This window comes from Chryseobacterium carnipullorum (assembly GCF_003815695.1).
Classification (GTDB): domain Bacteria; phylum Bacteroidota; class Bacteroidia; order Flavobacteriales; family Weeksellaceae; genus Chryseobacterium; species Chryseobacterium carnipullorum.
Map to the genome: position 1 here is coordinate 3,713,873 of NZ_CP033920.1, position 22,438 is coordinate 3,736,310.

At 34.9% G+C, this 22,438-nt stretch carries 31 protein-coding genes; 11 read left to right on the forward strand and 20 right to left on the reverse strand.

Features of this window, described 5'->3' with window-relative positions; genetic code table 11:
* Positions 1-107: 107 nt before the first annotated feature.
* From EG346_RS16850 to EG346_RS16890, 9 genes are all read right to left on the reverse strand, one after another.
* Positions 108-467 (reverse strand): hypothetical protein, encoded by a 360-nt coding sequence (locus tag EG346_RS16850; protein WP_123880255.1) that lies wholly within the window; start codon positions 465-467, stop codon positions 108-110.
* A complete protein-coding gene (locus EG346_RS16855; RefSeq protein ID WP_123880257.1) occupies positions 460-720 on the reverse strand; it encodes a hypothetical protein in 261 nt (86 codons plus the stop codon). The genes EG346_RS16850 and EG346_RS16855 overlap by 8 nt, the downstream gene beginning before the upstream one ends.
* A gap of 199 nt (positions 721-919) precedes the next feature.
* Positions 920-1,633 (reverse strand): YqaJ viral recombinase family protein, encoded by a 714-nt coding sequence (locus EG346_RS16860; RefSeq protein WP_123880259.1) that lies wholly within the window; start codon positions 1,631-1,633, stop codon positions 920-922.
* Entirely contained in the window at positions 1,620-2,216 is a 597-nt protein-coding gene (locus tag EG346_RS16865; protein ID WP_123880261.1) for a hypothetical protein, read from the reverse strand. Before EG346_RS16865 ends, EG346_RS16860 begins: the two co-directional genes overlap by 14 nt.
* Before the next feature lie 4 nt (positions 2,217-2,220).
* Positions 2,221-2,412 carry a hypothetical protein gene (locus tag EG346_RS16870; protein ID WP_123880263.1) on the reverse strand — a complete coding sequence of 64 codons (192 nt, stop codon included), beginning with the start codon at positions 2,410-2,412 and terminating at the stop codon, positions 2,221-2,223.
* Between the two features lie 10 nt (positions 2,413-2,422).
* On the reverse strand, positions 2,423-3,565 hold the full coding sequence (locus EG346_RS16875) for a cell envelope integrity TolA family protein (RefSeq protein WP_123880265.1): 1,143 nt from the start codon (positions 3,563-3,565) through the stop codon (positions 2,423-2,425).
* Positions 3,566-3,579: 14 nt separating this feature from the next.
* Positions 3,580-3,762 carry a hypothetical protein gene (locus EG346_RS16880; protein ID WP_123880267.1) on the reverse strand — a complete coding sequence of 61 codons (183 nt, stop codon included), beginning with the start codon at positions 3,760-3,762 and terminating at the stop codon, positions 3,580-3,582.
* Positions 3,763-3,895: 133 nt separating this feature from the next.
* Entirely contained in the window at positions 3,896-4,084 is a 189-nt protein-coding gene (locus EG346_RS16885) for a hypothetical protein (protein ID WP_123880269.1), read from the reverse strand.
* 87 nt (positions 4,085-4,171) lie between these two features.
* Positions 4,172-4,480 carry a hypothetical protein gene (locus EG346_RS16890; protein ID WP_123880271.1) on the reverse strand — a complete coding sequence of 103 codons (309 nt, stop codon included), beginning with the start codon at positions 4,478-4,480 and terminating at the stop codon, positions 4,172-4,174.
* Between the two features lie 168 nt (positions 4,481-4,648).
* Between EG346_RS16890 and EG346_RS16895 the strand changes: the two genes are divergently transcribed.
* A complete protein-coding gene (locus EG346_RS16895; RefSeq protein ID WP_123880273.1) occupies positions 4,649-5,068 on the forward strand; it encodes a hypothetical protein in 420 nt (139 codons plus the stop codon).
* Between the two features lie 184 nt (positions 5,069-5,252).
* Here EG346_RS16895 and EG346_RS16900 read toward each other — a convergent pair whose 3' ends face one another.
* Genes EG346_RS16900 through EG346_RS16915 form a run of 4 tightly spaced genes read right to left on the reverse strand, consistent with a single transcriptional unit; the run spans position 5,253 to position 6,786 of the window.
* Positions 5,253-5,531 (reverse strand): DUF4884 domain-containing protein, encoded by a 279-nt coding sequence (locus tag EG346_RS16900; protein ID WP_164466381.1) that lies wholly within the window; start codon positions 5,529-5,531, stop codon positions 5,253-5,255.
* A 35-nt stretch (positions 5,532-5,566) separates the two neighbouring features.
* A complete protein-coding gene (locus EG346_RS16905) occupies positions 5,567-5,851 on the reverse strand; it encodes a hypothetical protein (protein ID WP_123880277.1) in 285 nt (94 codons plus the stop codon).
* 3 nt (positions 5,852-5,854) lie between these two features.
* On the reverse strand, positions 5,855-6,565 hold the full coding sequence (locus tag EG346_RS16910; protein WP_228426024.1) for a phage antirepressor KilAC domain-containing protein: 711 nt from the start codon (positions 6,563-6,565) through the stop codon (positions 5,855-5,857).
* 2 nt (positions 6,566-6,567) lie between these two features.
* Positions 6,568-6,786 carry a hypothetical protein gene (locus tag EG346_RS16915; protein ID WP_123880279.1) on the reverse strand — a complete coding sequence of 73 codons (219 nt, stop codon included), beginning with the start codon at positions 6,784-6,786 and terminating at the stop codon, positions 6,568-6,570.
* Between the two features lie 131 nt (positions 6,787-6,917).
* Here EG346_RS16915 and EG346_RS16920 point away from each other — a divergent pair, with 131 nt between their 5' ends.
* The 3 genes from EG346_RS16920 to EG346_RS16930 are packed head-to-tail and all read left to right on the forward strand — an operon-like array spanning position 6,918 to position 8,715.
* Positions 6,918-7,745, forward strand: a complete 828-nt coding sequence (locus EG346_RS16920) for a hypothetical protein (RefSeq protein ID WP_123880281.1) — start codon at positions 6,918-6,920, stop codon at positions 7,743-7,745.
* A 40-nt stretch (positions 7,746-7,785) separates the two neighbouring features.
* On the forward strand, positions 7,786-8,469 hold the full coding sequence (locus EG346_RS16925; protein ID WP_123880283.1) for an Ig-like domain-containing protein: 684 nt from the start codon (positions 7,786-7,788) through the stop codon (positions 8,467-8,469).
* Between the two features lie 51 nt (positions 8,470-8,520).
* Positions 8,521-8,715, forward strand: a complete 195-nt coding sequence (locus tag EG346_RS16930; protein WP_123880285.1) for a hypothetical protein — start codon at positions 8,521-8,523, stop codon at positions 8,713-8,715.
* Here EG346_RS16930 and EG346_RS16935 read toward each other — a convergent pair.
* Positions 8,712-8,945, reverse strand: a complete 234-nt coding sequence (locus tag EG346_RS16935; RefSeq protein ID WP_123880287.1) for a hypothetical protein — start codon at positions 8,943-8,945, stop codon at positions 8,712-8,714. The two genes, EG346_RS16930 and EG346_RS16935, sit on opposite strands and share 4 nt — an antisense overlap.
* A gap of 731 nt (positions 8,946-9,676) precedes the next feature.
* Here EG346_RS16935 and EG346_RS16940 point away from each other — a divergent pair.
* On the forward strand, positions 9,677-9,931 hold the full coding sequence (locus tag EG346_RS16940) for a hypothetical protein (protein WP_123880289.1): 255 nt from the start codon (positions 9,677-9,679) through the stop codon (positions 9,929-9,931).
* Between the two features lie 553 nt (positions 9,932-10,484).
* Here the strand turns inward: EG346_RS16940 and EG346_RS16950 are convergent.
* From EG346_RS16950 to EG346_RS16960, 3 genes are all read right to left on the reverse strand, one after another.
* Positions 10,485-10,904, reverse strand: coding sequence for a hypothetical protein (locus EG346_RS16950; protein ID WP_123880294.1), 420 nt, complete (start codon positions 10,902-10,904; stop codon positions 10,485-10,487).
* Positions 10,905-10,960: 56 nt separating this feature from the next.
* Positions 10,961-11,317, reverse strand: a complete 357-nt coding sequence (locus tag EG346_RS16955) for a hypothetical protein (protein WP_123880296.1) — start codon at positions 11,315-11,317, stop codon at positions 10,961-10,963.
* A 602-nt stretch (positions 11,318-11,919) separates the two neighbouring features.
* On the reverse strand, positions 11,920-12,297 hold the full coding sequence (locus EG346_RS16960; protein ID WP_123880298.1) for a DoxX family protein: 378 nt from the start codon (positions 12,295-12,297) through the stop codon (positions 11,920-11,922).
* Between the two features lie 398 nt (positions 12,298-12,695).
* Between EG346_RS16960 and EG346_RS16965 the strand changes: the two genes are divergently transcribed.
* Positions 12,696-14,498: a POTRA domain-containing protein gene (locus EG346_RS16965; RefSeq protein ID WP_228426026.1), complete on the forward strand. Its 1,803-nt coding sequence runs from the start codon at positions 12,696-12,698 to the stop codon at positions 14,496-14,498.
* Positions 14,499-14,624: 126 nt separating this feature from the next.
* On the opposite strand, the gene EG346_RS16970 is transcribed toward EG346_RS16965, so the two are convergent.
* Positions 14,625-15,341 (reverse strand): T9SS type A sorting domain-containing protein, encoded by a 717-nt coding sequence (locus EG346_RS16970; RefSeq protein ID WP_123880300.1) that lies wholly within the window; start codon positions 15,339-15,341, stop codon positions 14,625-14,627.
* Positions 15,342-15,536: 195 nt separating this feature from the next.
* Between EG346_RS16970 and EG346_RS16975 the strand changes: the two genes are divergently transcribed.
* Positions 15,537-15,842: an isochorismatase family protein gene (locus tag EG346_RS16975; protein ID WP_228426028.1), complete on the forward strand. Its 306-nt coding sequence runs from the start codon at positions 15,537-15,539 to the stop codon at positions 15,840-15,842.
* Between the two features lie 129 nt (positions 15,843-15,971).
* Here the strand turns inward: EG346_RS16975 and lpxD are convergent, their stop codons facing one another.
* Complete coding sequence (lpxD, locus tag EG346_RS16980; protein WP_073332598.1) at positions 15,972-16,964, reverse strand: UDP-3-O-(3-hydroxymyristoyl)glucosamine N-acyltransferase; 993 nt, start codon at positions 16,962-16,964, stop codon at positions 15,972-15,974.
* 579 nt (positions 16,965-17,543) lie between these two features.
* Here lpxD and gndA point away from each other — a divergent pair.
* The 4 genes from gndA (at position 17,544) to EG346_RS17000 (ending at position 21,931) form a co-directional block, all read left to right on the forward strand.
* Positions 17,544-18,962 carry an NADP-dependent phosphogluconate dehydrogenase gene (gene gndA, locus EG346_RS16985; protein WP_123880304.1) on the forward strand — a complete coding sequence of 473 codons (1,419 nt, stop codon included), beginning with the start codon at positions 17,544-17,546 and terminating at the stop codon, positions 18,960-18,962.
* Between the two features lie 11 nt (positions 18,963-18,973).
* Positions 18,974-20,455, forward strand: a complete 1,482-nt coding sequence (gene zwf / locus EG346_RS16990; protein ID WP_073332748.1) for a glucose-6-phosphate dehydrogenase — start codon at positions 18,974-18,976, stop codon at positions 20,453-20,455.
* 28 nt (positions 20,456-20,483) lie between these two features.
* Complete coding sequence (gene pgl / locus EG346_RS16995; protein ID WP_123880306.1) at positions 20,484-21,194, forward strand: 6-phosphogluconolactonase; 711 nt, start codon at positions 20,484-20,486, stop codon at positions 21,192-21,194.
* Positions 21,195-21,424: 230 nt separating this feature from the next.
* Entirely contained in the window at positions 21,425-21,931 is a 507-nt protein-coding gene (locus tag EG346_RS17000) for a RidA family protein (RefSeq protein WP_228426030.1), read from the forward strand.
* Between the two features lie 164 nt (positions 21,932-22,095).
* Here the strand turns inward: EG346_RS17000 and EG346_RS17005 are convergent, their stop codons facing one another.
* The gene (locus EG346_RS17005) at positions 22,096-22,383 is read right to left on the reverse strand and encodes a nuclear transport factor 2 family protein (RefSeq protein ID WP_228426032.1); all 288 of its coding nucleotides are present in this window, start codon (positions 22,381-22,383) and stop codon (positions 22,096-22,098) included.
* Positions 22,384-22,438: the final 55 nt, after the last annotated feature.

The window sequence follows — 22,438 nt, forward strand, 5'->3', positions numbered from 1 at the left end:
TGATAGTCATTATTATTCAAATGCTTTTCGGCTGTCTTTTTAAGCTTTGAAATATTGGATTCTATCTCTTGTACTTTTTCATTTAAATTAATCATGCTTTAAAATTTTTATTTGTCAAAATGAGATTGAAAACGATTTAGATCTGGAATCCTGAAAAACTTCCGGTTACCGAATCGCTTTTCATATGGTAAATGCTTTTTAGTTTGACGAACCGCAAAAGTGTGATATGAAACACCTAAATATGCTGCAGCCTGATTACTGTTTAGCATTTCTTCTTTTTCGACTTGATTTTCGGATTTTTTATTTCTCGTAAATTCTCCTTCACCCTTTTTTAGAAACACTACCTTTCGGGGAATCCGTTTCGCTTTATCTAAAACTTCAAGTGCCTTTTCATGCTCTTTTATCTTTGCTGAGCGACTTCCAACTGAGTTGTTATCGCTTGTTATGGTTAGGTCTTTTTTAGCCATGATTATCAAGTTGTTTTAAAAGCTCATCAGCGTACTGAACTGCTTCTTCAATTAAATTCTTAGTGTTATGATGAGATCCTGGAATAGAATTAGCACATAATCCCTGCATTGCTAATCCTGCGAAATATTCTCTTTTACTCAGTCCAGACATTTGATATAATGAATACTCAGACTGATATTCGGTTTTTAATTCGTTGTCTAAGCCACCAAATTGTGCATTTAATGGTGCGATTGGCTTATTTGCATTTTTCATATCTATATTATTTCTATGTGTTTACTTGGGTTCGGTAACTGGATGTAATAATCCAAATCGTATGTAAAATTCTTTTGTGTGCGCAGCATTTCGGATTTCGTGAGCTGTCTGTGTGTCGCTTCTAAATACCAAAGGAAAAAGCGTTGATGATCTTCTTTGTCGTAGACCTTTGGCGGTTCGTTCTGGTTTGGATGGTGGATTACTGACATTTCGCATTGATTATTGAGATTATTTGTTCTTTGTAGTCTTTGCCGTGCTTTGCCTTTTTTAAGAGTTTTTTTATGTACTCTTCATCACGTGGAATCATTACAGAGTGATAATGATGTAGGGGATTGAAAAAACGATCATCGAAGCTTACAAAAAGACATTTGTCAGTATTGGTTAAAAACATATTCAATTGCATCTGACCGTAATATTTTTTTAAAGAATCTTTTGATGATGGCGCTTCGTCTTTACTTACTTTGAAAAAATCTTCTGCTGATTTAATCATTAAGTATTTCAGGTGCGTTTTTGACTTCGGGCACTTCACCTCGCAAATCATATTATTAAGAATAATCACATCTGGTGTACTGCCTAAATTGTATTCATCATTATAGAAGAAAATTCTTTCACCAACTGAGGTATAAATAAAATCATCATCATTAACCGTTTTACCTAACTCAGTTGCTATCCTTTCGGCTACTCTCGGTTCAACTTCATTACCTCTTTCCATTGCTGCATTATAAAACTGTGGTTCTGGTGGTGAAAGCATTTCTGCAACACAATCTGAAACATAGGTCTTTGCACCCACTGATAATACTTCAGCTTTATTTTTAGGCTCTGAAAGAATTTTGTAAATCTCACTTGCTGTAAAGTAACTTGCACGGAAATTCAGCCATTCTTCATCATTTTTAAAACCTTTATAATTGACCATGAGCCTGCATTTTTTCAGTGTTAGATTTAACAGTATCAGCAAGATTTGAATCAAGCGTGAAAGCAACTAAATCGGCTCTATTTAAGTTTGCCCCGAAGATGTTGCCGAACATATCACAAGCATCTTTTATCGCCAGTGTTTTTGCCAAGGGAAAAGCCATTGAGATAGCACCGTTATTTATATTTTGTAAATCGGCTGGACTTGTGCCGGATTTAGTCTGTAATTGACTTGCACCAATACCATCATGAAAATACCATTCACCATTGATAGGACTTTTAAAATGCACTCTAACTGTTACCCAAACACCATTGAATGAAGAACCTTGACTAGTTATTTCAATTTTATATTCTTTGAAGATCTTTCTCAATAAATGTTCAACTTTATCGATAGGCAAATACTCATAAGGTGCTTTCTGCTTTTGACCGTTTACCAGAATATCTTTTTTTATGAATGGGTGTTTAGCAATCCAGTCTTTCGGTGGATTTCTGCTAAGAAGAAAATTTAATTGGTCATTTTTCCAAGCCACTTCTAAATCAGTGGTTAAATCTGCTATTGTTGGTAATTTTTGAATATCTGTTGACATACTTTTAATTTTGAGAGATTAAAACCCAGTACTCAGAACCTAATCTTTTATCTAAAAAACTAAGACCGGCAGGTGAGTGATTGAAAATTGCTGTTTGCAATTGACAAAGCCAGAAAGGTGAAGTTATAAGGCTTGCATTGTGAACGATTTCTTTTCGCTCGCTTTCTGGCTGTGATAGATAATTTTCTATTGTCATTTTGTAAGAATTACATTAATTCGATTTCAGCGAATGCCCATCTTTTGAAAGCTTCAAACTTTGCTTTAATCAAATCAGCTTTTTCATTTTCGTTGTTTGCAGATGGTAATTCAAAAGAAGCAACCCAAACATTTAACTGATCTTTGATAGGTGCTTTTGCTAATGCTTCAGCTTCTTCTTTTAGTCTTTTTTCTTCTGCCAATCTTTCTTTCTCAGCTTTTACTTCTGCATCTTTTTTGGCTTGTAATTCAGCTTCAAGTTTTGCTTTGGCATCTTGTTCAGCTTTCAGTTTTTCAGCTTGTTCAGCACGTTCTTTCGCTAATTTCTTTTCAGATTCAGCCTTTTCTTTTGCTGCCTTTTCTTCTAAAGCTTTTTTATCTGCATCGGCTTTGGCTTTTTCTGCTGCAAGACGTTCGTTTTCAGCTTTGATCTTCACTTGCTCAGCATCAAATTGGATCTTTTTTGAATCAGCGTTTTCTTTCACTGTAGAGAATTCAACATCAGTCATTTCACCGAAATTCACATCTTTGTTTTCAACAAACTGCCAAACTGGTAAAAGAGATTCTTTTCTATTGTTATGAAGATTCTGGATTTCTGCAAGTCTCTGTCTTTCGGCTTCTGCCTTTTTTTCTTCAGCTTGCTGTTGCTCGAATTGAAGTTTTGCACCGTTCAGGACCTTTGTGTATTCATCGTCTGAAAGATCACCGAAATTCAACCCCATTGGTACAAATGCATTGAAAGGCTCTAATTCAGAAATACGCTCGGCATTCAGTTGTGCTTTTCTTTCTTTCTCAAGGTTTTCAAAGTGCTTCTCAATGTTCTCGAGATTGAGTTCGATTCTTTCATTTACCGCAATCTCTTTTCTCTTAATAGCATCAACGAATTGACCGCCTTTTAAGAAAAATTCTTTGGTAGTAGAGTGCCAAACATTGATACCTTTGGTTCTATTATCTTTGAAAAGCAATCTTAATTTTTTAGCTTTTTTCGCTGTCTCTGGATCTTCAATATCCATTTTAATAATCTCAGCATATTGCTCTTCAAGAATTGCTCTTTCTGCTTTAATTTGTGGCAGATTACCAACTAATTCAGATGCTTGATTTTCTGCGATACCATACTCAGATGGATTTACTGTTGTAATTTCTAATGTTGACATATATTGTGTATTTATTATTTTGCTAATTCTCTTGTCATAGCGATAATCGCATCTGTTTTAGCCTTTCGGCTGGCGGCGTTCGATCCCACTCGTTCACCGCCATTTTGCTTTTTGGAAGCGTTTTCTTTGTCACTCAAATACTTGTAGATGTGTGCTAATGGTATTTGATCTAATATTTTTGTGCTTAAACTTTTCATGCTGCTCTTTTTAATCTTAATCTTTCAAACTTTGCAAGTGTGCATACAACTGATGCTCTAAAGTCTTTTGCTGTAAACCATTCAACCCATTTTTGATGTGAGATAAAACGGTTCTTGAATCTGTTTTGAAGTCTCATGATGCAGTAATTAAAAATTCAACAAACTTTTTGTGATTAATTCTGAGAATGATTGTGAAAATCAAACCTATACTCGCTAAAATTGAATTGCTGTAATCAAACTTTTCAATCATGCTGTTTTTCTCAAATTCTGACCAGATAAATAAAATCAGAAAAGCGATAATGATGTTTAATGCTGTTTTCATATTAATTCAGTTTTGGGTTGTTTTGAATTATTTTCTGAGAACTCAACAGCTCTATCTGAGCCGTTAAGTCGATGAATGTTTCTTTTTTCATATCTGTACATCTAATTTTATTTGTTGAAACCAAGCGTTAATAACATCGATATCACTTTTAGAAAGCTCAATCTCGTCACCCTCTTCATCGAATAGAGTAGTAGGGTAGATCTTTTGCGACAAAACCACGTATTCAGCAGGTACATTACACTCATAATCTTTCGGTATTACATAACCGTTAAATTCAACTTCACCAGCGATCATAAAATCACCTATTGAAATTTCAATCTCATTTGTGTCGGGTGTGATTTCTGAAATGAAAACATGACCTGAAAGAATGTTTGATAATGATGTTAATGTTTGCATGATTTCTTGCTGTTTGTCTTACAAATGTATGTAATTAATTACATACAAAACAAGAAAAATAAATGTAATTAATTACAAAGATGCAAGTAATTACATAACAGTCTGATAGTCAATTTGAAAAATTTTTAAAGAATTTATTTAATTTGTAGATTTGAGAAAAATAGAAATATGAAAACATTCAAGAATGATTGGTGTATAATATTCTTGTTGAAGTATAAAAAATTCAAGAACATAAAAAATCGATTTCAACTGTGGTGTCTTTTAAGAAGTAATCCATCTTTCAAAGAAGATGAGGATCTGAAAGTAATATTATTAAATAAAGGATATTTAGTTGACCTTAGTGGATACGAAAGCCAACAAGATCCAGATACCGGACATTGGTTGGCTCGTCCTAGCAATATTCCTGAAATATTGCAAACGTCTAAGTTGGGTGAAAAGGCTGTTTTTAGTTCAGAATTAAAATCCGAGAAATCTGAAGAATTTTATGACAAGACCATCGTCCGATGGGGTGCGCTCATTGGTGGTTCGTACAGTATTTATATGGTCGGTGTAGACTTTTTTCGCTATATCATGGACAATTTCTTCTAATATTAAATCATTTCCATTAGCTGATCTAACTGGTAACTTTCCATACTGAACATAATTACAGATAACAGCAGCAGTTAAAATTATTTCAAAAGGCGGGTTGTAGATGTATTTTTTGTTTTCGAGTAATTGCATTACGATTTTTTCACGTAGTTCAGGTGAGATATTTTCCATTATTTAGATATTTTTATTTTTTATCTGTGATCTGCACTACAGCACCTGATTTAAAAGAGGATTTATATTCTGTCCTCCCACTACAATTTGACCAATACACTCTTCTATGTTCATCAGTGAACTTATACATTTTACATCCGTCCTTTTCAAATAGAAATTCTGGTTGAATTACAAGCGTTTTATTCTCGATTTTCTCGTTTTTTTTATTTTCAACCTTTTTTTCCTTAGAAAAATTTTTTGTACAACTGCTTAGAAAAAAAAGGGTTAGGGTAGAAATAATAATTTTTTTCATAGTAATAAATTTGATTTTGATTATTGTTTTTTCCATTATTTAGATATTTGCTTATAGGTTTTAGGATTAGAATTAATAATGTCCGCTAAAAGATTATGTAAATAAGCTATTTGCGCAGGCTCGAGTAAGAAAACATTTGGACAAGATCCATTTGTACTGTCTACCCTATCGATAAACAGCATTATGTCTGCCTGATCTGTAACCTGAAAACTCAAAGCGTTCTCTCCAAGCGAATTAAAAATAACTATTCCATTGGTGTCTTTTTCAAATTGTTCTATTTGTTCAATTGTCATTTCACTAAAAAGATTTTGATCTTCCATTGTTTACTGATTTAAAAATTTGTTTACAAAATATACTTGACCTTTGCCTGTTACTTTTGGCGTTGTAGTTTGGTGCAACACTCCATCTTTTCCGCTTCTTACACCTTTTTTAATTTCAAACAGTCCTTGCTCAATGTATTGCTGATTAGGAATATTTTTTCTTTCTCCAATTTTCCCTAAATAACCATTATCACGCAGCCAATCAAATAATCTGTTCTGACCGATAGTATATCCATTTTGAGAAAGCACTTTCGCAAGCTCTCCGATAAGACATGATGAAGTAGATCCAATCACAGCATCAGTAACTAAAACTTTGTGTTCATTCTGTTTTGCTTCAATCTGTAGCCTTTGGTTTTCTTCCTCAACTTCGATTACCATCCGGGCAAGATCGATTCTGGAAACACTTTGTACTTTACTGTTTTCTAATTGCTCCCATCTGCGATTTACCTTAATCCTTAGTTCGATTTTATAACCCGTCATAAGATCCATCGTTTGCATTTTTGTTAGTAGCATTTCACGATGCTGCTGATTTCCTGTGGCTGATAGAGTATAAGACCCCTGCCCAATTTTGGGCAACCCCATTTCTTCATAACTTTCATTCAATTTGTCACAATCACGTAGAACGTGTCTGTGATCTTTTCCCGTCATTTGAGCAATTTCTCTACTGCTCATTAATTGATCTCCTTTCCCGGAGTTAAATAATTGTAGTTCCATAACTAAGATTTTACTGTTTGTGATTTTTCTTTGTTTTCCATCGATCTAATGATTCCGCCAACGGAATTTCTCTCGGAAATATCGAATTCATCCCCTAACATTTCATAAAGCTTCATTCTTCCGTATTTCCCTGTTGCTAGTAGCTTTTTAAACTTTTTAAACATCAGTGAATTTCTTTTTACACTCTCAGTCTGAGTTAATTTGTTGTATTTCTTTCTCATTTTCTAATTAATTAGATAAATTATAATATATTTGCAGAATAAAGTTACGAATGTAAATGTTTACTTACATATAGCAAATATAAGTAATTAATTACATATAAGCAAATTAAATATTTGATTAATTATTAACAATGACAGCATCCGAAAAACTTAAATATTTGCTCTCTTATTTTAACACCAATAATAATAGACTAGGTACGCTCATAAATAAAAGACAATCCCTCTATGATATTGATAAAGGAAAAATTAAGTCGTTTTCTATTGATTTAGTAATGGAATTAAAAAAAGTCTATCCAGAATTAAATGAAAATTTTCTACTGTTTGATGATGAAAATATTGTCACTTCAAAAGATATCTCAAACAAAAAGTTTTTATCACATTTACAAGATCCAGAACCTAAAATAAACCCAACCTTAAAAGAAGTTCAATTAAAACTGAAAAAGGTCAAGGAAAATAAACAAAAATCTATCCTGCCAAATGCACAACCAAATATTGAGACAGAAAAATTCAAGGTAGTTAAGTTAATTCCAGAGAAAGTTGCAATGGGTCTTATATCAAATTTCTTCGATAGCGAATATGTTGAGCAGTTGGAAACTGAACTGATAGAAGTGGATGAATATTTTACAGAGGATGCATATAAAGTGGATTCAGTAGGAGAGAGTATGAATGATGGAACCGCAAGATCTCTTTTAGATGGTGACAAGTTTTTAGCAAAAGATATTCCCCGGGCAAAGTGGGGTGACAAGTTAATAAATGGAGGCAAAAACCTTTTCTATATTCTGCACAGCGAAAGAGGTCATATGATTAAGGAAATAATCGCTCATGATATTGCAGATAAAAAACTTACTTTACATTCGTGGAATAAAGACAAGAAACTGTATCCAGATTTTGAAATACATACAAATCACTGCTATATTATAGCATCAATTCAAGAATTATTAAGCCGTAAAATGAAATAATAAAAAAAACAATTTTAACAACAAATTATAATTATTCAAAATGAAAAAAGCATTTATTTATTCAGTATTAGCTATCTCAGTATTCAGTTTTACATCATGTTCTGGAAGTGATGATGAAAATAATGAAAATTACACTATTTCGCCGGGATCTGCTACCTTAAATTATGACAAGTCTCAACAATTTGAAATCAAAAACAATGGATCTACAATTTCAGCATCTGAATTTACATGGTCTGTATCAGATGAAAAAAGAGCATTAGTGACTCCGAGTGGAATGGTAGCAGCAAAAAAAGTTGGAGAGATTCAAGTAACAGCAACAAAGAATGGAAAATCTGTAACATCAAAAGTGACTATTAGTCCTTACCAAACATTTTTCAAAGAACCATCTTTGCTATTTGGAAAAACAAAGGCAGAAATTAAAGCTTCTGAAACCAGAGTATTAGTTAACGAAACGGCAACAGCAATAGGTTATAAAGGCGAAAATGCAAATATCACAAATCTGGCATATTCATTTGATACGGCTGGAAAAATGAAGTCTGTTATCGTAACATTTCCATCAACAAGCGCATCGATTGATAGAGTAAGTACATTCTACAAGGAAAGATATTTAGTCGTGAGTGGTCAGGGAAATTACATTACTCTTAAAAATTTAGACAGTAATATCTTTATGGTTATGGGAGTGCCAAGTTCACAATATGTCGCTGTAAATTACACCAATGAATAAAGAATACGAAGCCTCTAAAGACTGGTAAAACAACCCTAACAAAAATAAATTATGAACATTAAAGAAATTTTACAAGAAGTAAAAATTGTGCCTGCGAAAGAGTATGAAGAAAGCCACACAAATTATCACGATGTTATAAAGTTGATAAACCAGGGTTATTTGCTTAAGTTTGGCGGTAATGAAGAAAACCATAATGTTATAGTTAGAATATCGCCAAAAGGAAATGACTACCTGAAGAAAAATTAATGCATCTTAATAGTATTAAATTCAAGAAATACAAATTCACCCGATGAATCATCTTTCACTGAATCAAAATCTTTCAACCTCAGTTTGGTTATTTTGGTAGCCATTCGCTTTTTATTTGGGATGAATTGACGTAATTGTTGAAATAGATTAATAAACTGCAAAAAAGTATATTCGCCTTCATATTGAGGGTAGAGTTTAAGTAATTCAATTGATATCTCTTTATCGTTCATAACTGTATATGTTTATGATGCAAATATATACAATATTTAAATAAAGTATTAGTCTAAGAAGTAATTTTAGATTGGTAGAACAGAAAAGCATCATATTAATATGATGCTTTTTTCATGTTGCATAAGGAAAAATGCAGTAACAAAAAAGTAACAAAATCGGTAACAATCCGATATCTTTGCTTCAATAATTACATTTACAAACACGGTTTAACCGCATTTAATACGCATTAATTGTAGTCTTTACAGATTTCGGCTCTGAGGGTTGGGGGTTCGAATCCCTTCGCGGTCACTTTTTAAATAGATAACCTGCTGTTTTACAGCGGGTTATTTTGTTTAAAAATGTTTTTATATTTGGGTTCTCGTCGCCGCACAATTGTATTATGTGGCTTTATTTTTAAAGATTTTCTCAATAAATCTTTATCTTTCTCAAAACATAGTTGATAACTCACTTAGAAATTAAATAATCTTGAAGGATTGTATTTCATAAGTTTTGCTGTTGTAGATTGACCGGATACTTTTATTGGGAATGAATGCAAAGACATTCTTTCAGAAAGTTTAATGTATTATATTAAATATCACAAAAGGATTCGTGCGGTAACGGCGCTAGTGCAGGTATGAATCATTCAGTAGCTATGAATGAAGTTGATGATATTATGAAAATGGTTTAATTTGAATTTAAATTAAGAAGAATTGTCAATAATATTAGAAATAAATGTGAAATTTTAATAAAAATGGAAAGTGTATTTAATTTATACAGTGCTATAAAAGAGCAAAATGATTACAAGACCGATGATCTGCCTGGTTTTAATGAAATAGAAATTAGAGATTTGATTGTTTGCGATATTAATCTGGATGACCTGATATCTGTAAATTCTATGTATAGTCGCATTGAATTTAATAAAATATCATTTTATTCAACATATTTTGTTCAAACTTCATTTCATGAATGTACCTTCAAAAATGTTGATTTTAAAAATCTAATTTAAATAGTACATCATTTACATTGTGTTCCTTTATAGCTTGTTCTTTTGCAGGTGCGGAAATAATGGATGCAGAAATCAGAACATGTAATTTTAAGAAATGTAATTTTACTAATATTATTTTTAGTGATAATATAATTAACGATACTCAATTTGAAATCACGGAAAAATCTTTTTCAGTAATCAGTGATAATATTGAAAAAAATGTGATTTGGTCTTTTGGCTAAAATAGATTAAAATATAAAAATGGACGATTAATAAGGTGATCCGTTTTTTGTATTTAGCAAAGCTTTTTAAACTTTTATTTTTCTAAAGAACAAAATAGAGAAAAGCTAAATAATGTAGATCTAAGTTTTACATTCGTTAATCGCATGGTATTTTAAAGAACTTTTAGCCATTGTTTTTAGAATATTGGATAGATAATACTTAATAACACGTAAGGATTCGTGCTATGTACAGTAAAAATCCCCGATATTATTCGAGGATTTGTTTTATAATCACAAATTTTTATTCCAATTTGGGGAATATGGATGCTTATTTATTAAAAATTTGAGTTATTTTATTGGTAAATATATTGGGTCATGAACCCCATATCTATAAATGTTAGACTTTGCAATCCTGGCATTGTTATTTTCCATCCGTTAGGTGTTGGAACCTGAGTGAAATTTGTACAACTTGTTCCTGCCATTCCGGCAAAATTGCTTACTGTTGTATAAAATCTCATCCCTCTAAATATTACATCCGTTGTGGTACTGCATACCGGCGTGGGAGATGCACCACATACATAGGCATGTGTAAGTTGGTTAGCCGGAACTACAACCCCGGTATACATATTTGTAAGAACATTTGAACTTGTCAGTTTCAACGGAAGGATGTTTCCATCATAGCAACCCATTCCATTAGTTGGACTTGAATAATAGACAAATAAACCTTCTACGTCATAACTTCCAAAATTATAATAAAAGGTTGGGACTGCCATGGCACAATTAGCTGCGCCAAATACAAGTGCAAGTGATAAAAAGATCTTTTTCATAATTATTTTTTTAAGTTAAATGCTGTAAGTATAATAGTTTTGTAATCGTCGTCAAATTTATTAATATCATCTTCCGTATATCCGTTTTCCATAAGAAGTTGTTTGCATTTTGGCAGTAATTTCATTGCCATATCTTTTTGCACTTCCTCCTTACTTAAGCCGGAAACAGAAGCATGATAATCCTTTGTTGTAAAATGTTTGAGAAGATTTTCGATTTCTTGCTGAGTTTTGCCTACAGACTTCTTCGCTGTTACCATTTGATTCTGGTCTTGAACTTCCTTTTCTTGATGAGGGTCGTTTGAGCAACTAGTAAAAACCAGTGTAGATGCACAAATTAATGTAAAAAGTGATTTTTTCATAAAAATATATAATTTGATGTTGATAGCGTGAAGATAATGCATATAATATAAATATAAACATTGTTTATTAACTTTATTTTTAATATTTTATAAAAATAACCTCATATGGAAGTTGTTTTCTTAAAAATTATTTGACTATGGTAATTGGTTGATATATTTGACCTCTACTTCTACTTCATTGTCGTAATCTCTTAGTTTTACTACTCTCGCTACCGAACGATTCAATCGTGTGATTTTATTTCCCAAGACTTCATCAGGAAGTTTTTGTTTTTATAAAAACATAATTCATGAGTCGTAATTTTTTTGCGGAAGATTATAGATGTAGCAGGGTAATAGATTATTCTGATGAAAATTACTTTAGATCATATGGCTGTTTGTAGATTGTTTGATTTGTAGTAGTAAACTACACGAAAGGATTCAGTAGCGGGAGTAGTTACTTTTAATGATCATTACTTGCCGGAAACCTCTTGATTGATGATGTCATAAGTATGCATATAATGATACGGACAAGGCATTTTGTACTGCCTTGTCCGTTTTTTTTGTACTATGATTTCAGCTGTGTGAAATAAGTTGCGATCTTCGGGTCACCTTTGTATTGGCTTTTACTCATCCGTAGATTTCAACGCCCATGCAATCAGGGGAGCCTGCATGAAGAGTCTCGCAATTCTTTGGTTGTCGGTATTAAGGCCAAAAGAATCTCTCCTGTTCTTATACTGAGCAATATTTCCGGGTAGAACCGCGGCAAAAAATGTGGCGACCACTTTACCTACAGTTTTCCGGTGTTTTTTTGGAGTGGCAATAATGGTTGTCCCGAGAAGTATTTCAGCTATCCCTGAATAAATAACGGCGTCATCTTTCTTTAAAGGAACCCAATCCGGTACCTGAGCCTGAAATTCTTTTCTTGCAAAGGTAAGATGGCCAACGCCTGCCGTGATCAAAAATGTGCCAAGAGCGATCCTTGAAATTTCTTTAGTTTCCATAATCGTATTATTTAGTGATTAAGCTTTATTTCAGTTGATGGGCATTCTATTGAGATAGAGGATAAGTCTGATGAAGAATTCCTAGAATCTTCTGAACTGATCTAAACCTAACTAACTGAAGGGGTAGTAAAACTTATTCAATAATAAGACCAAAAAAATGAATCCTGTACAAGAATGATTTCATTAATCATATTTTAAATAAGCCATAACAGTTTATATATCAAAAATATTGAGTTTTCAATATAAAATAATTTCATATTCAGCAGCTTAATCAAAAGGCTGATATAAAAAATAGGAATTCCCTTCTTGGATCTGGTTTATTTTTTCCGTTAAAACCTCGTTTTTTACTTCTCTTGGCGTATAAATTGATATGAAAAGCTTTATCGAATTCTTTGGTTATGATGAACAAGCTTTTTGCAGTTTTAATTTTCTTTTTAGGAGGCTTTATCCTTCTCAATGCACAGGAAAAAAAAGATTCACTCTATTATAAAATAGAAAATTTCTCAGATAAGACAAAGGTGACCAAGTTCATTCACCGTTTCATATTTCGTAGGGAAGCGGACTCTGCTTCCGTGAGAACAACAACGGAGAAGCTGTCGCAGGAGACGTATAATGGAAAGCACATCAGAAATGTCCGGATCGAAACCATTGACCCGTTTGGATATGGTTCGCAAGATAAAAAAGAGAAAACCAAATGGTACGATTGGTTCACCAATCATCTTCATGCCAATACGAGAGATAAGACCGTCAATAACTATTTGCTCTTCAAAAAAGGGGAGGAGTACAATGCTCAGAAACTCTACGAATCCGAACGTTTGCTCAGAGCCATGCCTTTTATCAACAGGGTTAATATCAGCGTCTCAGACAGTACTTCCGGCAAAGATTCTATTGATGTCGTGGTGAAAGTCCTTGATTCCTGGAGCTTAAAGCCGAGAGTCAGTTATTCAGGGAGCAAGATTGGTCTGGGAGTTACCGAAGAAAATGTATTGGGATTGGGACACGAACTGAATTTGCTTTACAGAAACGATTCCAAAGAAAAGCAGGATTATCTTTTGGGAAGCTACACTGCCTATAACCTTTTTGGTTCTTATATCAATGCCCAGGTTTTGGGAGAAAGAGATTTTTTGAAAAATGAAAGAATCAATTTCAATGTCAGAAGAGATTTCTTCTCACCGCTGACAAAATGGGCCGGTGGACTTACCTTTGAATATTTTATGCGAAATGTTTTACTGCCGATAGAGACCGATACCAAATTTCCGGAAGTTCAGATCAAGGTATACAGCCAGGATTTGTGGGGTGGTTATCAAATTCCCGTATCATCCGATCAAGAAGACAAGGTTTCCAGTAATATTGCCCTGATCGGAAGAATTCAGAATTATCAGTACAAAGACAGTCCCGGAATAGACCAGTATAACTATTTTAGCTCTTACAGCAGTTTTCTGATGTCGGTAGGATACATCCACAGAAATTTTTCGGTTCAGAAAAATATTTTCCAGTATGATTTACCGGAGGATATTGCTTACGGTAGTTCGGTTAACCTAACTGCCGGAGCTTTATCGAGAAGTAACAGCGTGAAACCTTATTTAGGAGTTTCAGCGTCTTACGGTGATTTTATAAAGCTGGGCTATTTCAATGTGAAGGCTCAGTTTGGAAGATTCTTTAATGAAGATAGCCCGAATCGTGAGTCTTTTCGCCTTGAAGGAACTTATTTTACGAATCTTATGGATTGGAAATTTGCCAAAGCTAGACACTTCTTTTCTCCCACTTTGGCATTGGGAAATCCACAGCATAATTATTCCTATAAAGACAGAATTAATCTTTCCGCTACAGACGAATTTCCTGTTTTCGATTCAGATTATATCGGGACTAAAAAATTGGTTTTAAGGTATCAGCTTCAGCTTTTTGTTAATAAAACCTGGAAAAATTTCCATTTTAGTCCCTACCTAACAGCAGCAGTCGGCTGGTTAGGGATGCCTGATGATAAACTGCTTAAAACCACAGCAAATACAAAAATAGGCGTTGGTGTTTTAATTAATAATCCGTTTTTGGTTTTCAACAGGATTCAAATTTCGTTTACTTATTATCCCCGTGTTCCTTTCGATAATAATTCGGTTTTTGATTTTAACAGCAACCGGAATAATATTTTACCAATGAATAGTTTTGCGACAGACATTCCTCATTTTGTAAACTTTGGAAATTGATTATGCCAATAGGTAAAACTTTGAGAATTTAAAGGATATTAAGCAAATAAAATCTCCAAAATCAGAGACCTTGGAGATGATAAAAGCAGTTAAAACTAACTGCATTTTTAATTGATAAATCAACGATTAGTCTTTAATGAATTGAATTGACTGATTCCTGATGGTAAGAATATAGCTCCCTTGTAGAAGTGAACGTACATCAATGTTTTTATCAGCAGTATACTCCCCTGATAAAACCAACTGTCCACTAAAACTGTAGATCGCATATTTTTCTTTAGAATTAACAGAGGTTATTTTAATATAATCTGTTGCTGGATTCGGGTATAATACAATTTTATGGTCTGAAGATGTATGTTCAACGGTAGATAACGTTCCAGATGTAATATTAAATGGAGCAGAGTAGCTGTTCAGATTTGCATAGCTGCTGTTTTGAAAGGCTATTTTTGACGTTAAATTAGTGGCAGGAGCAGAAGGATTGGTAACATTTTTAATCACCACTTTAATCGTTGTACCTTGAGGAATTGCTTGATTGATATCAATTTTCAGCTCACCATTTCCAAAATTTCTTAAATAGCCGTTGGCTTCAGTAGTAGATCCGTTAAGGAAAACATCAATATTGGAAACACTGGAAGGCGAAGCATTCCCAGCGAAAGCTGGAAGGGTAGAACCTGGTACAACCACTGCGGAAATAGCATTCCAGGTCTGACCACCGGAACCCGCAACCAGATTAAACGTGTAGGTCGTTGTGGCACCCGCTGCAGTAGAAGTTGATGTTATCGAATTCTGCGAAAAAGCAAAAGCAGAATAGCACAGTAAAATGGCAGATAATAAATGTTTGGTCATAAATGAAAATTTAAATTGAATTATTTTCGTGCAAAATTAAATGAATAACCTTTAATAACAAACTAAACGGTAGTTTGATTTTTGTGATAAAAAACATATTTTTTTTCGTCTAAAATGCTTGTGTTAATGGGGCTTTGCGTATAGATCGTTTGAGTAAAATGTTCATGAATTAAGGAAGAAAACGAAATCTACTTGTTGGTCAGTAGATTACCTAATAGAGGGTTCATAGAACATTTAAAACAAAATGACAGCTACAGTGGCTTTTTTGATAATGGCCGTAAAAAATCTACAGGGATGGGAGACTATCTTAAAGGAAGAGGAGTTACAGAGGTTGCCGTATGTGGGGTAGCTGCTGATTTTTGCGTTTATTATACCGCTAATGATGCCTTGGACTTAGGATTTAAATCAAGTATTATCGAGCGCGCTTCCAAGCCAATAGATGTAAAAAGATATGAAAGCGTAAAGGCAGACTTTCAGTTGAAAGGAGGATCCATTATTTAACCAGTAATGTCATCTCTGGTTGACACATCTTAAATACTTATTGACCATAAAAGAAAGTATTAAATAAAAAAGAGAATTTGTAGTGATTTACAAATTCTCTTTTCTATCTATATTTTTTTCTAAAACGATTTAACTATTGGCAGCAAGTCTTTTCAGCGCAGCCCATTGTTTAAGGGTAGTACGTGCTTCGGCGGCAGGGTAACCAAGATAGGTCTTACCCGCAGGGACATCACCTGCAACACCCGATCCTGCTCCTATAGTAGCGCCATCGCCAATGGTAACGTGATCCTTTATAGAAGCACTTCCACCAATAATAACCCCATTACCAAGGGTAACACTGCCAGCCAGCCCACTACTGCCAGCCATTATACAAAACTTACCCAAGACACAATTATGACCTATCTGTACTAGGTTATCAATTTTGCAGCCATCACCCACAACAGTAGAACTGAACTTACCACGGTCTACGCAAGCACCCGAGCCTATTTCTACCCAGTTGCCAATGATCACATTGCCAATTTGTGGAATTTTTACAAGACCCCTTTCAGGACAAGGTTTAAAACCAAAACCATCAGCACCGATCGTTGCATTGGGGTGCAGAATCGTATGGCTACCAATATGACAGTTTTCTCGAATCACAACACCGCTCCATACGGTACTGTTTTTGCCTACAGTACTGTTATCCAGAATAGTGGCGTTAGGATAAATCGTTACATTATCCCCTAGTTTTACATGAGGTCCAATGTAGCTTCCAGCTCCGATACGGGTACCTGTGCCAACAATAGCAGTGGGGTGTACTGTTGCTGAAGGATGAATGTCCGTGTCAAATTGTGGAGTAAGAGGGGCAAACAATTCCAAAACCTGAGACATGGCAAGGTCGGCATTATTAACTTTTATAAAGGCCCTGTTGATACCGGGCTCAATAGAGATATCGTTATTGACAACAGCTACTGAAGCTTTACTGTCTGCCCAAAGTTTTTCATACTTTTTATTACCTATAAAAGTAATTTGATGATTACCGGCAAGTTCTATTTGCTCCGGAGAGGAAACAGAATGAGAAGTACTACCAACTATATAACCTTTTAGTAACGTGTTGATTTCTAATACTGAAAATAATTTCATAAGGGGGTTGTTTTTTATGATCCTTGTCGGAATCAAATGTTTATACAGGAAATTACCGTAAACTAAATGAGGAGGTGAATAAGATTTAATTGTTGGCCTATGTCCGGAAAATATGCAAATATAACGTTAAAAAAAGAAAATTATTTCAATTAATTATTATTTTAATTGCTAAGTTTCTAAAATTACGATTTGTTAACATAGGATTCTTTATTTTAACAGTCTCTGTCTGACTTTGATAAGTATAATATGTTCCCTGAGTTTTTATTTTTAAAAATGCTAATATGAAGCTTTTGAAACATAGGAAGAATTGCTGAAATAGGGTGAGTACTGATTCGGCAAAAAAGAAGAATGAATAATCATGATAAAAAATGTGAACTTCTCTATTGAAAACTGAAGAGTCAACGATTGGATATAAAAAAATAAGCTGAATGATGATCAATATAATATCATGCTACTGGCTTATGAATGAATAATATACAAAAAAGGCCGTAATTTTTTCCGGTCTTTTATTTTTTTACTCATTAGCATTTCCGTAATTTTATACTCCGTAAAATAGAATTCATATAAATTTCAATAAAAATGGATAAATATAATTACGGGATGGTTGGTCTCGGAGTGATGGGGAGGAATCTTCTTTATAATATCGCTGATAATGGTTTTTCAATTGCTGGATTTGACCTTGATGAAGAGAAAGTAAAAGAACTACAGGAGGGTGCTACTTCAGAGATGAAAGTAAAAGGCTCTCGTACTTGGGAGGATTTTATATCGGTCCTGGAAACCCCAAGGAAAATCATTCTGATGGTTCCTGCAGGAAAGCCTGTAGATGCCGTTCTGGAAAGCATTACCCCGCTTTTGACCAAGGGAGACATTGTTATTGATGCCGGTAATTCTTACTTCAAAGATACCAACAGGCGCGTTGCTGATTTAGCGGCCAAAAATCTCCACTTTATGGGAATGGGAGTTTCCGGAGGAGAAAAAGGAGCCAGAACAGGACCCAGCATTATGCCCGGAGGAGATTGGGAAGCTTTTCAACTTCTTAAACCAATGCTTGAAGCTATTTCTGCAAAGGTAGATCAGGAGGCGTGTACCGCTTATATGGGCAAAGATTCCGCAGGAAACTATGTGAAAATGGTACACAACGGAATTGAATATGCCATTATGCAGCTTATCAGCGAAGCTTACGATTTACTAAAAAAAGGAGCTAATCTGAATAACGATCAGCTATACGAAGTTTTCAGAGAATGGAATAATGGTGAAATGAACTCATTTTTAATGGAGATTACCAGAGATATTTTCCAACAGAAAGATTCATTAACGGACGGTTATCTTGTGGATCAGATTTTAGACAAAGCAGGTGCAAAAGGAACCGGAAAATGGACTTCAGAGCAAGCTATGGAAATCGGTGTTTCTATCCCAACCATTGATATTGCCGTTACTTCAAGAATTTTATCAGCATATAAAGAAGAGAGGGTTCAGGCATCTCAATTGTATGCTAAAAATGAAATGACAACGCCGGAAAACACAGAATTATTTATTAAGGAAGTGGGAGATGCTTTGTATCTGGCTACATTGATCAGTTATGCACAGGGCCTTGCTTTATTGGTGAAAGCTTCTGAAGAATACAATTTCCAGATTCCATTAAAAGATGTTGTGAAAATTTGGAGAGGAGGCTGTATCATCCGTTCTGTTTTGCTTGAAAAGTTTTATTCAGCCTATACTCAGGATCCCCATCTGTCGAATATTTTACTTAATAAAGATATTGCTGTCATCGTTAAAGAAAAAATCAACTCATTACGAAAAACAGCAGCCTTTGCTGCTTCAAACGGGATTTCAAGTTTGGGCATTCAGACGGCTTTGGGCTATTTCGATGCCTACACCACAGAATCCCTGCCTGTGAATCTTATTCAGGCTCAGCGTGATTACTTCGGAGCACATACCTATCAGAGAATCGACAGAGAAGGCATTTTTCATACGTCTTGGGAAACTGCAAAAAACTAAAATCCGGAACAATGAATGACAATAAAGTCTTGAAGCCAACGACAATTATAATTTTTGGTGCGACAGGAGATTTGGCGAAAAGAAAACTTTTTCCGGCGTTTTTTAATTTATATATCGACGGTAGAATGCCCAAAGGTTTTACTATTTTAGCACTGGGAAGAGCCGATCATACCAATGAATATTTTAAAAATTACATTAAAGAAAATCTTGAAAATTTCTCAAGAAAAAAGATAACTTCAGAAGACTGGGCTGGTTTTCAGGCCCATATCACGTACTTTCAACATCAATTGGATGAAGAGAGTTCTTACAAAAACCTGTATCAGAAATTAGAAGATCTTGATACGGTTTACGGAACAAGAGGAAACAGGTTGTTTTATTTATCCATCGGACCTAATTTTGTTTCTCCCATTTCCAACCATATCAAAAATACGTCATTAGCTTCTGATGCTAAAAAAGACCGTATCATCATTGAAAAACCTTTCGGTCATGACAAACAGTCGGCCATAGAACTGAACAGTTTACTGGCAGAGGCTTTTGAAGAAGAGCAGATCTACCGTATTGACCATTACCTCGGAAAGGAAACGGTACAGAATATATTGGCATTCCGCTTTGGGAATGCTATTTTTGAACCCTTGTGGGACCATCAGCATATAGAGTCCGTACAGATCACGGTGGCCGAAGAAGTAGGGGTTGAGACCAGAGGCGCTTTCTATGAGCAGACCGGAGCATTGAAGGATATGATTCAGAATCATTTATTGCAAATTCTTTGTATGATTGCTATGGAGCCACCGGCTTCACTGGAATCAGGTGAGATACGAGACCGTAAAGTAGATGTTCTTAAATCCATTCGTAGAATTTCAGCGGACCAGGTTGATCATTATGCTGTAAGAGGTCAATACGGAAAAGGGATGATCAATGGAGTAGATGCTAAAGGCTATCGTCAGGAAGACGGAATTGCCGGGGACTCTAATACAGAAACCTTTGCAGCCGTGAAATTCTATCTGGACAACGAAAGATGGCAGGAAGTTCCTTTCTACGTTCGTACCGGAAAAAAAATGAAAGAAAAGCATTCCTATATTACCATCCAGTTTAAACCGCTTCCTCATGCTACATTTTCAGAAAGTTCACAACATTTGTCAGCCAACAGACTGATTATTAATATTCAGCCATTGATGGATATCAGACTGCAGTTTATGGCCAAAAAACCGGGACTTTCCTTGATGCTGAAACCGGTGGAGATGATTTTTGATAATTTTGCCTGTCAGGAAGATACTCCTGAAGCGTATGAAACATTACTGCTGGACGCGCTGATAGGTGACCTTACCTTATTTATGCGCTCAGACCAGGTAGAAGAAGCCTGGGATGTCGTAAAAACCATACAGGAAGCCTGGGAAAACAATAAAGACTCCTCTTTTCCGAATTATGAAGCCGGAAGCTGGGGACCGAAAGAAAGCATTGCGCTGGTTGAAAGACAAGGGCACAACTGGGTATAAAACAATATCAATTTAAATTAGACGAAAAATGAATATCACCGTATTTGATGATTTGCAGAAGCTCTACAGAAAGGCAGCAGATACCTTTCTGGATCTTTCTCAAAAATCTATTGAGAAACATAACCGTTTTGTGGTCGCATTAAGCGGAGGTTCTTCTCCTAAGGCTATTTTTAATTTGCTGGCCACTGAAGAATATACCGGAAAAATTGAGTGGAATAAGATTTACTTTTTTTGGGTGGATGAAAGATGGGTTTCTTTAGATGATGACAAAAGCAATGCGAAAATGACATTTGAAGCACTTTTCGATAAGGTTCCCATTAATAAAGAGCAAATTTTCCCTATGTATAAGGACGGAATAGCTCCGGAAGAATATGCTAAGGAATATGAACAGAAGATTAAAAGTATTCTTGGAAATGAAGGTGTTTTTGATTTCATCCTGTTAGGAATGGGAGATGATGGTCATACCGCTTCTTTATTTCCGGGCGAAAGCGTTTTAGAGGAAAAAGAAAAGTGGGTTTCCGCTTATTATCTGAAGTCTCAGGATATGTTTAGAATTACTTTGACTGCACCATTGATCAATAAAGCAGAAAATATACTGGTTGTTGCATTCGGAGAGTCAAAAAAACATGCATTGAATGAAGTTCTCAGCGGAGAATACAATCCTGAGCTTTATCCAATGCAGCTTGTTGAGAAAAAAGAAGGGTTTCAGTTTTTTACAGATGAGAAGGCGAAAGGCTAGTTAATCGCTCTGTAAGCTTTGACAATAGATGGACGAATCACTAAAATGATTCGTCCATTTTTGTACAGATTCTGTACAGTTGACTTGTATTTCCGGTTTCTTCCTGGTATTCAGAATGTAAAATTGTAACGAAAGTACTGCAAATAAAAAGTAAAAATGTCAACATATGTTGAGGGTTTTGAAAACTTTGAAATTTACATTTGCCCTACTAATTCAATACAAAAAATATCATGAAACGTATATTATTCAGTCTGTCTGCGCTCTGTTTAGGATGTCTTATCTTTTCACAAAATAAGAATCAAAATAAAATCATGGACCAGACCAACAAAACCTCCGTCACCAATAAAAATCCAAAAACTCTTTTTGATCCCACTCCGTTTGCTTTTTCTCATGCGACCAGTGCTGAAGGGAAAGGCCAATATGTATTCATATCCGGGCAAAGTGGCGGAGAAGATCTGAAGCATAGCCTTTCTGAGGATTTTAGAACCCAGGTGAAGTATTCGCTGAAGAATTTGGAGACAGTGCTTGCCGAATATGGAGCAGGCGTTGCAGAGGTGCTTAAAATCACCATCCTCATCGTTGATCACGATCAGGAAAAACTTAAAATATGGACAGAGGAAATGCATAACACATGGAAAAAGAATACATTTCCGGCAAGTACACTGATTCCTGTCCCCAAATTAGCATTGGATCATATGCTCATTGAAGTGGATGCCATTGCTTTTATTAAAAAATAAAAACAGGTCTAATGAATTTCAGGTGTTATAAAAAGGCTTCCGGAATAACCCGAAAGCCTTTGCTTATTTTTGCAAAAAAATGAATTCCAGATAACCGACTGACGTTCAGTCTCCAGCCCTTGTCGTAAAGGATTTCAATCATTCTTACTCCCGACTCAGGGGGATTATTTTCTAATGACAAAGGCTTTCAGTTCAGCCATGAGTCCATTTTCAAATCTCCAGACATCACAATAATCATATTCCAACCATCTATTCTCCTCCAACAGGCTTATGGTGCCAACAGCGGTCACATAATCACCTTCTCCAATCATGTATTCTACATCAAATTTTGGTGGTATTTTATACGTATCCGCCATATATCCGCGTATTTCATCTTTTCCGGAAAGCACTCTGTCTCCTGCGAAGGTCCATTGCACATCATCGGTGCAATAGCCAGCCAAGGAAGGTTTCATGATCACGGTCCGGGATCGCTTTATTTGCTTTTTCTAAAACTGTTTTATGATCTAT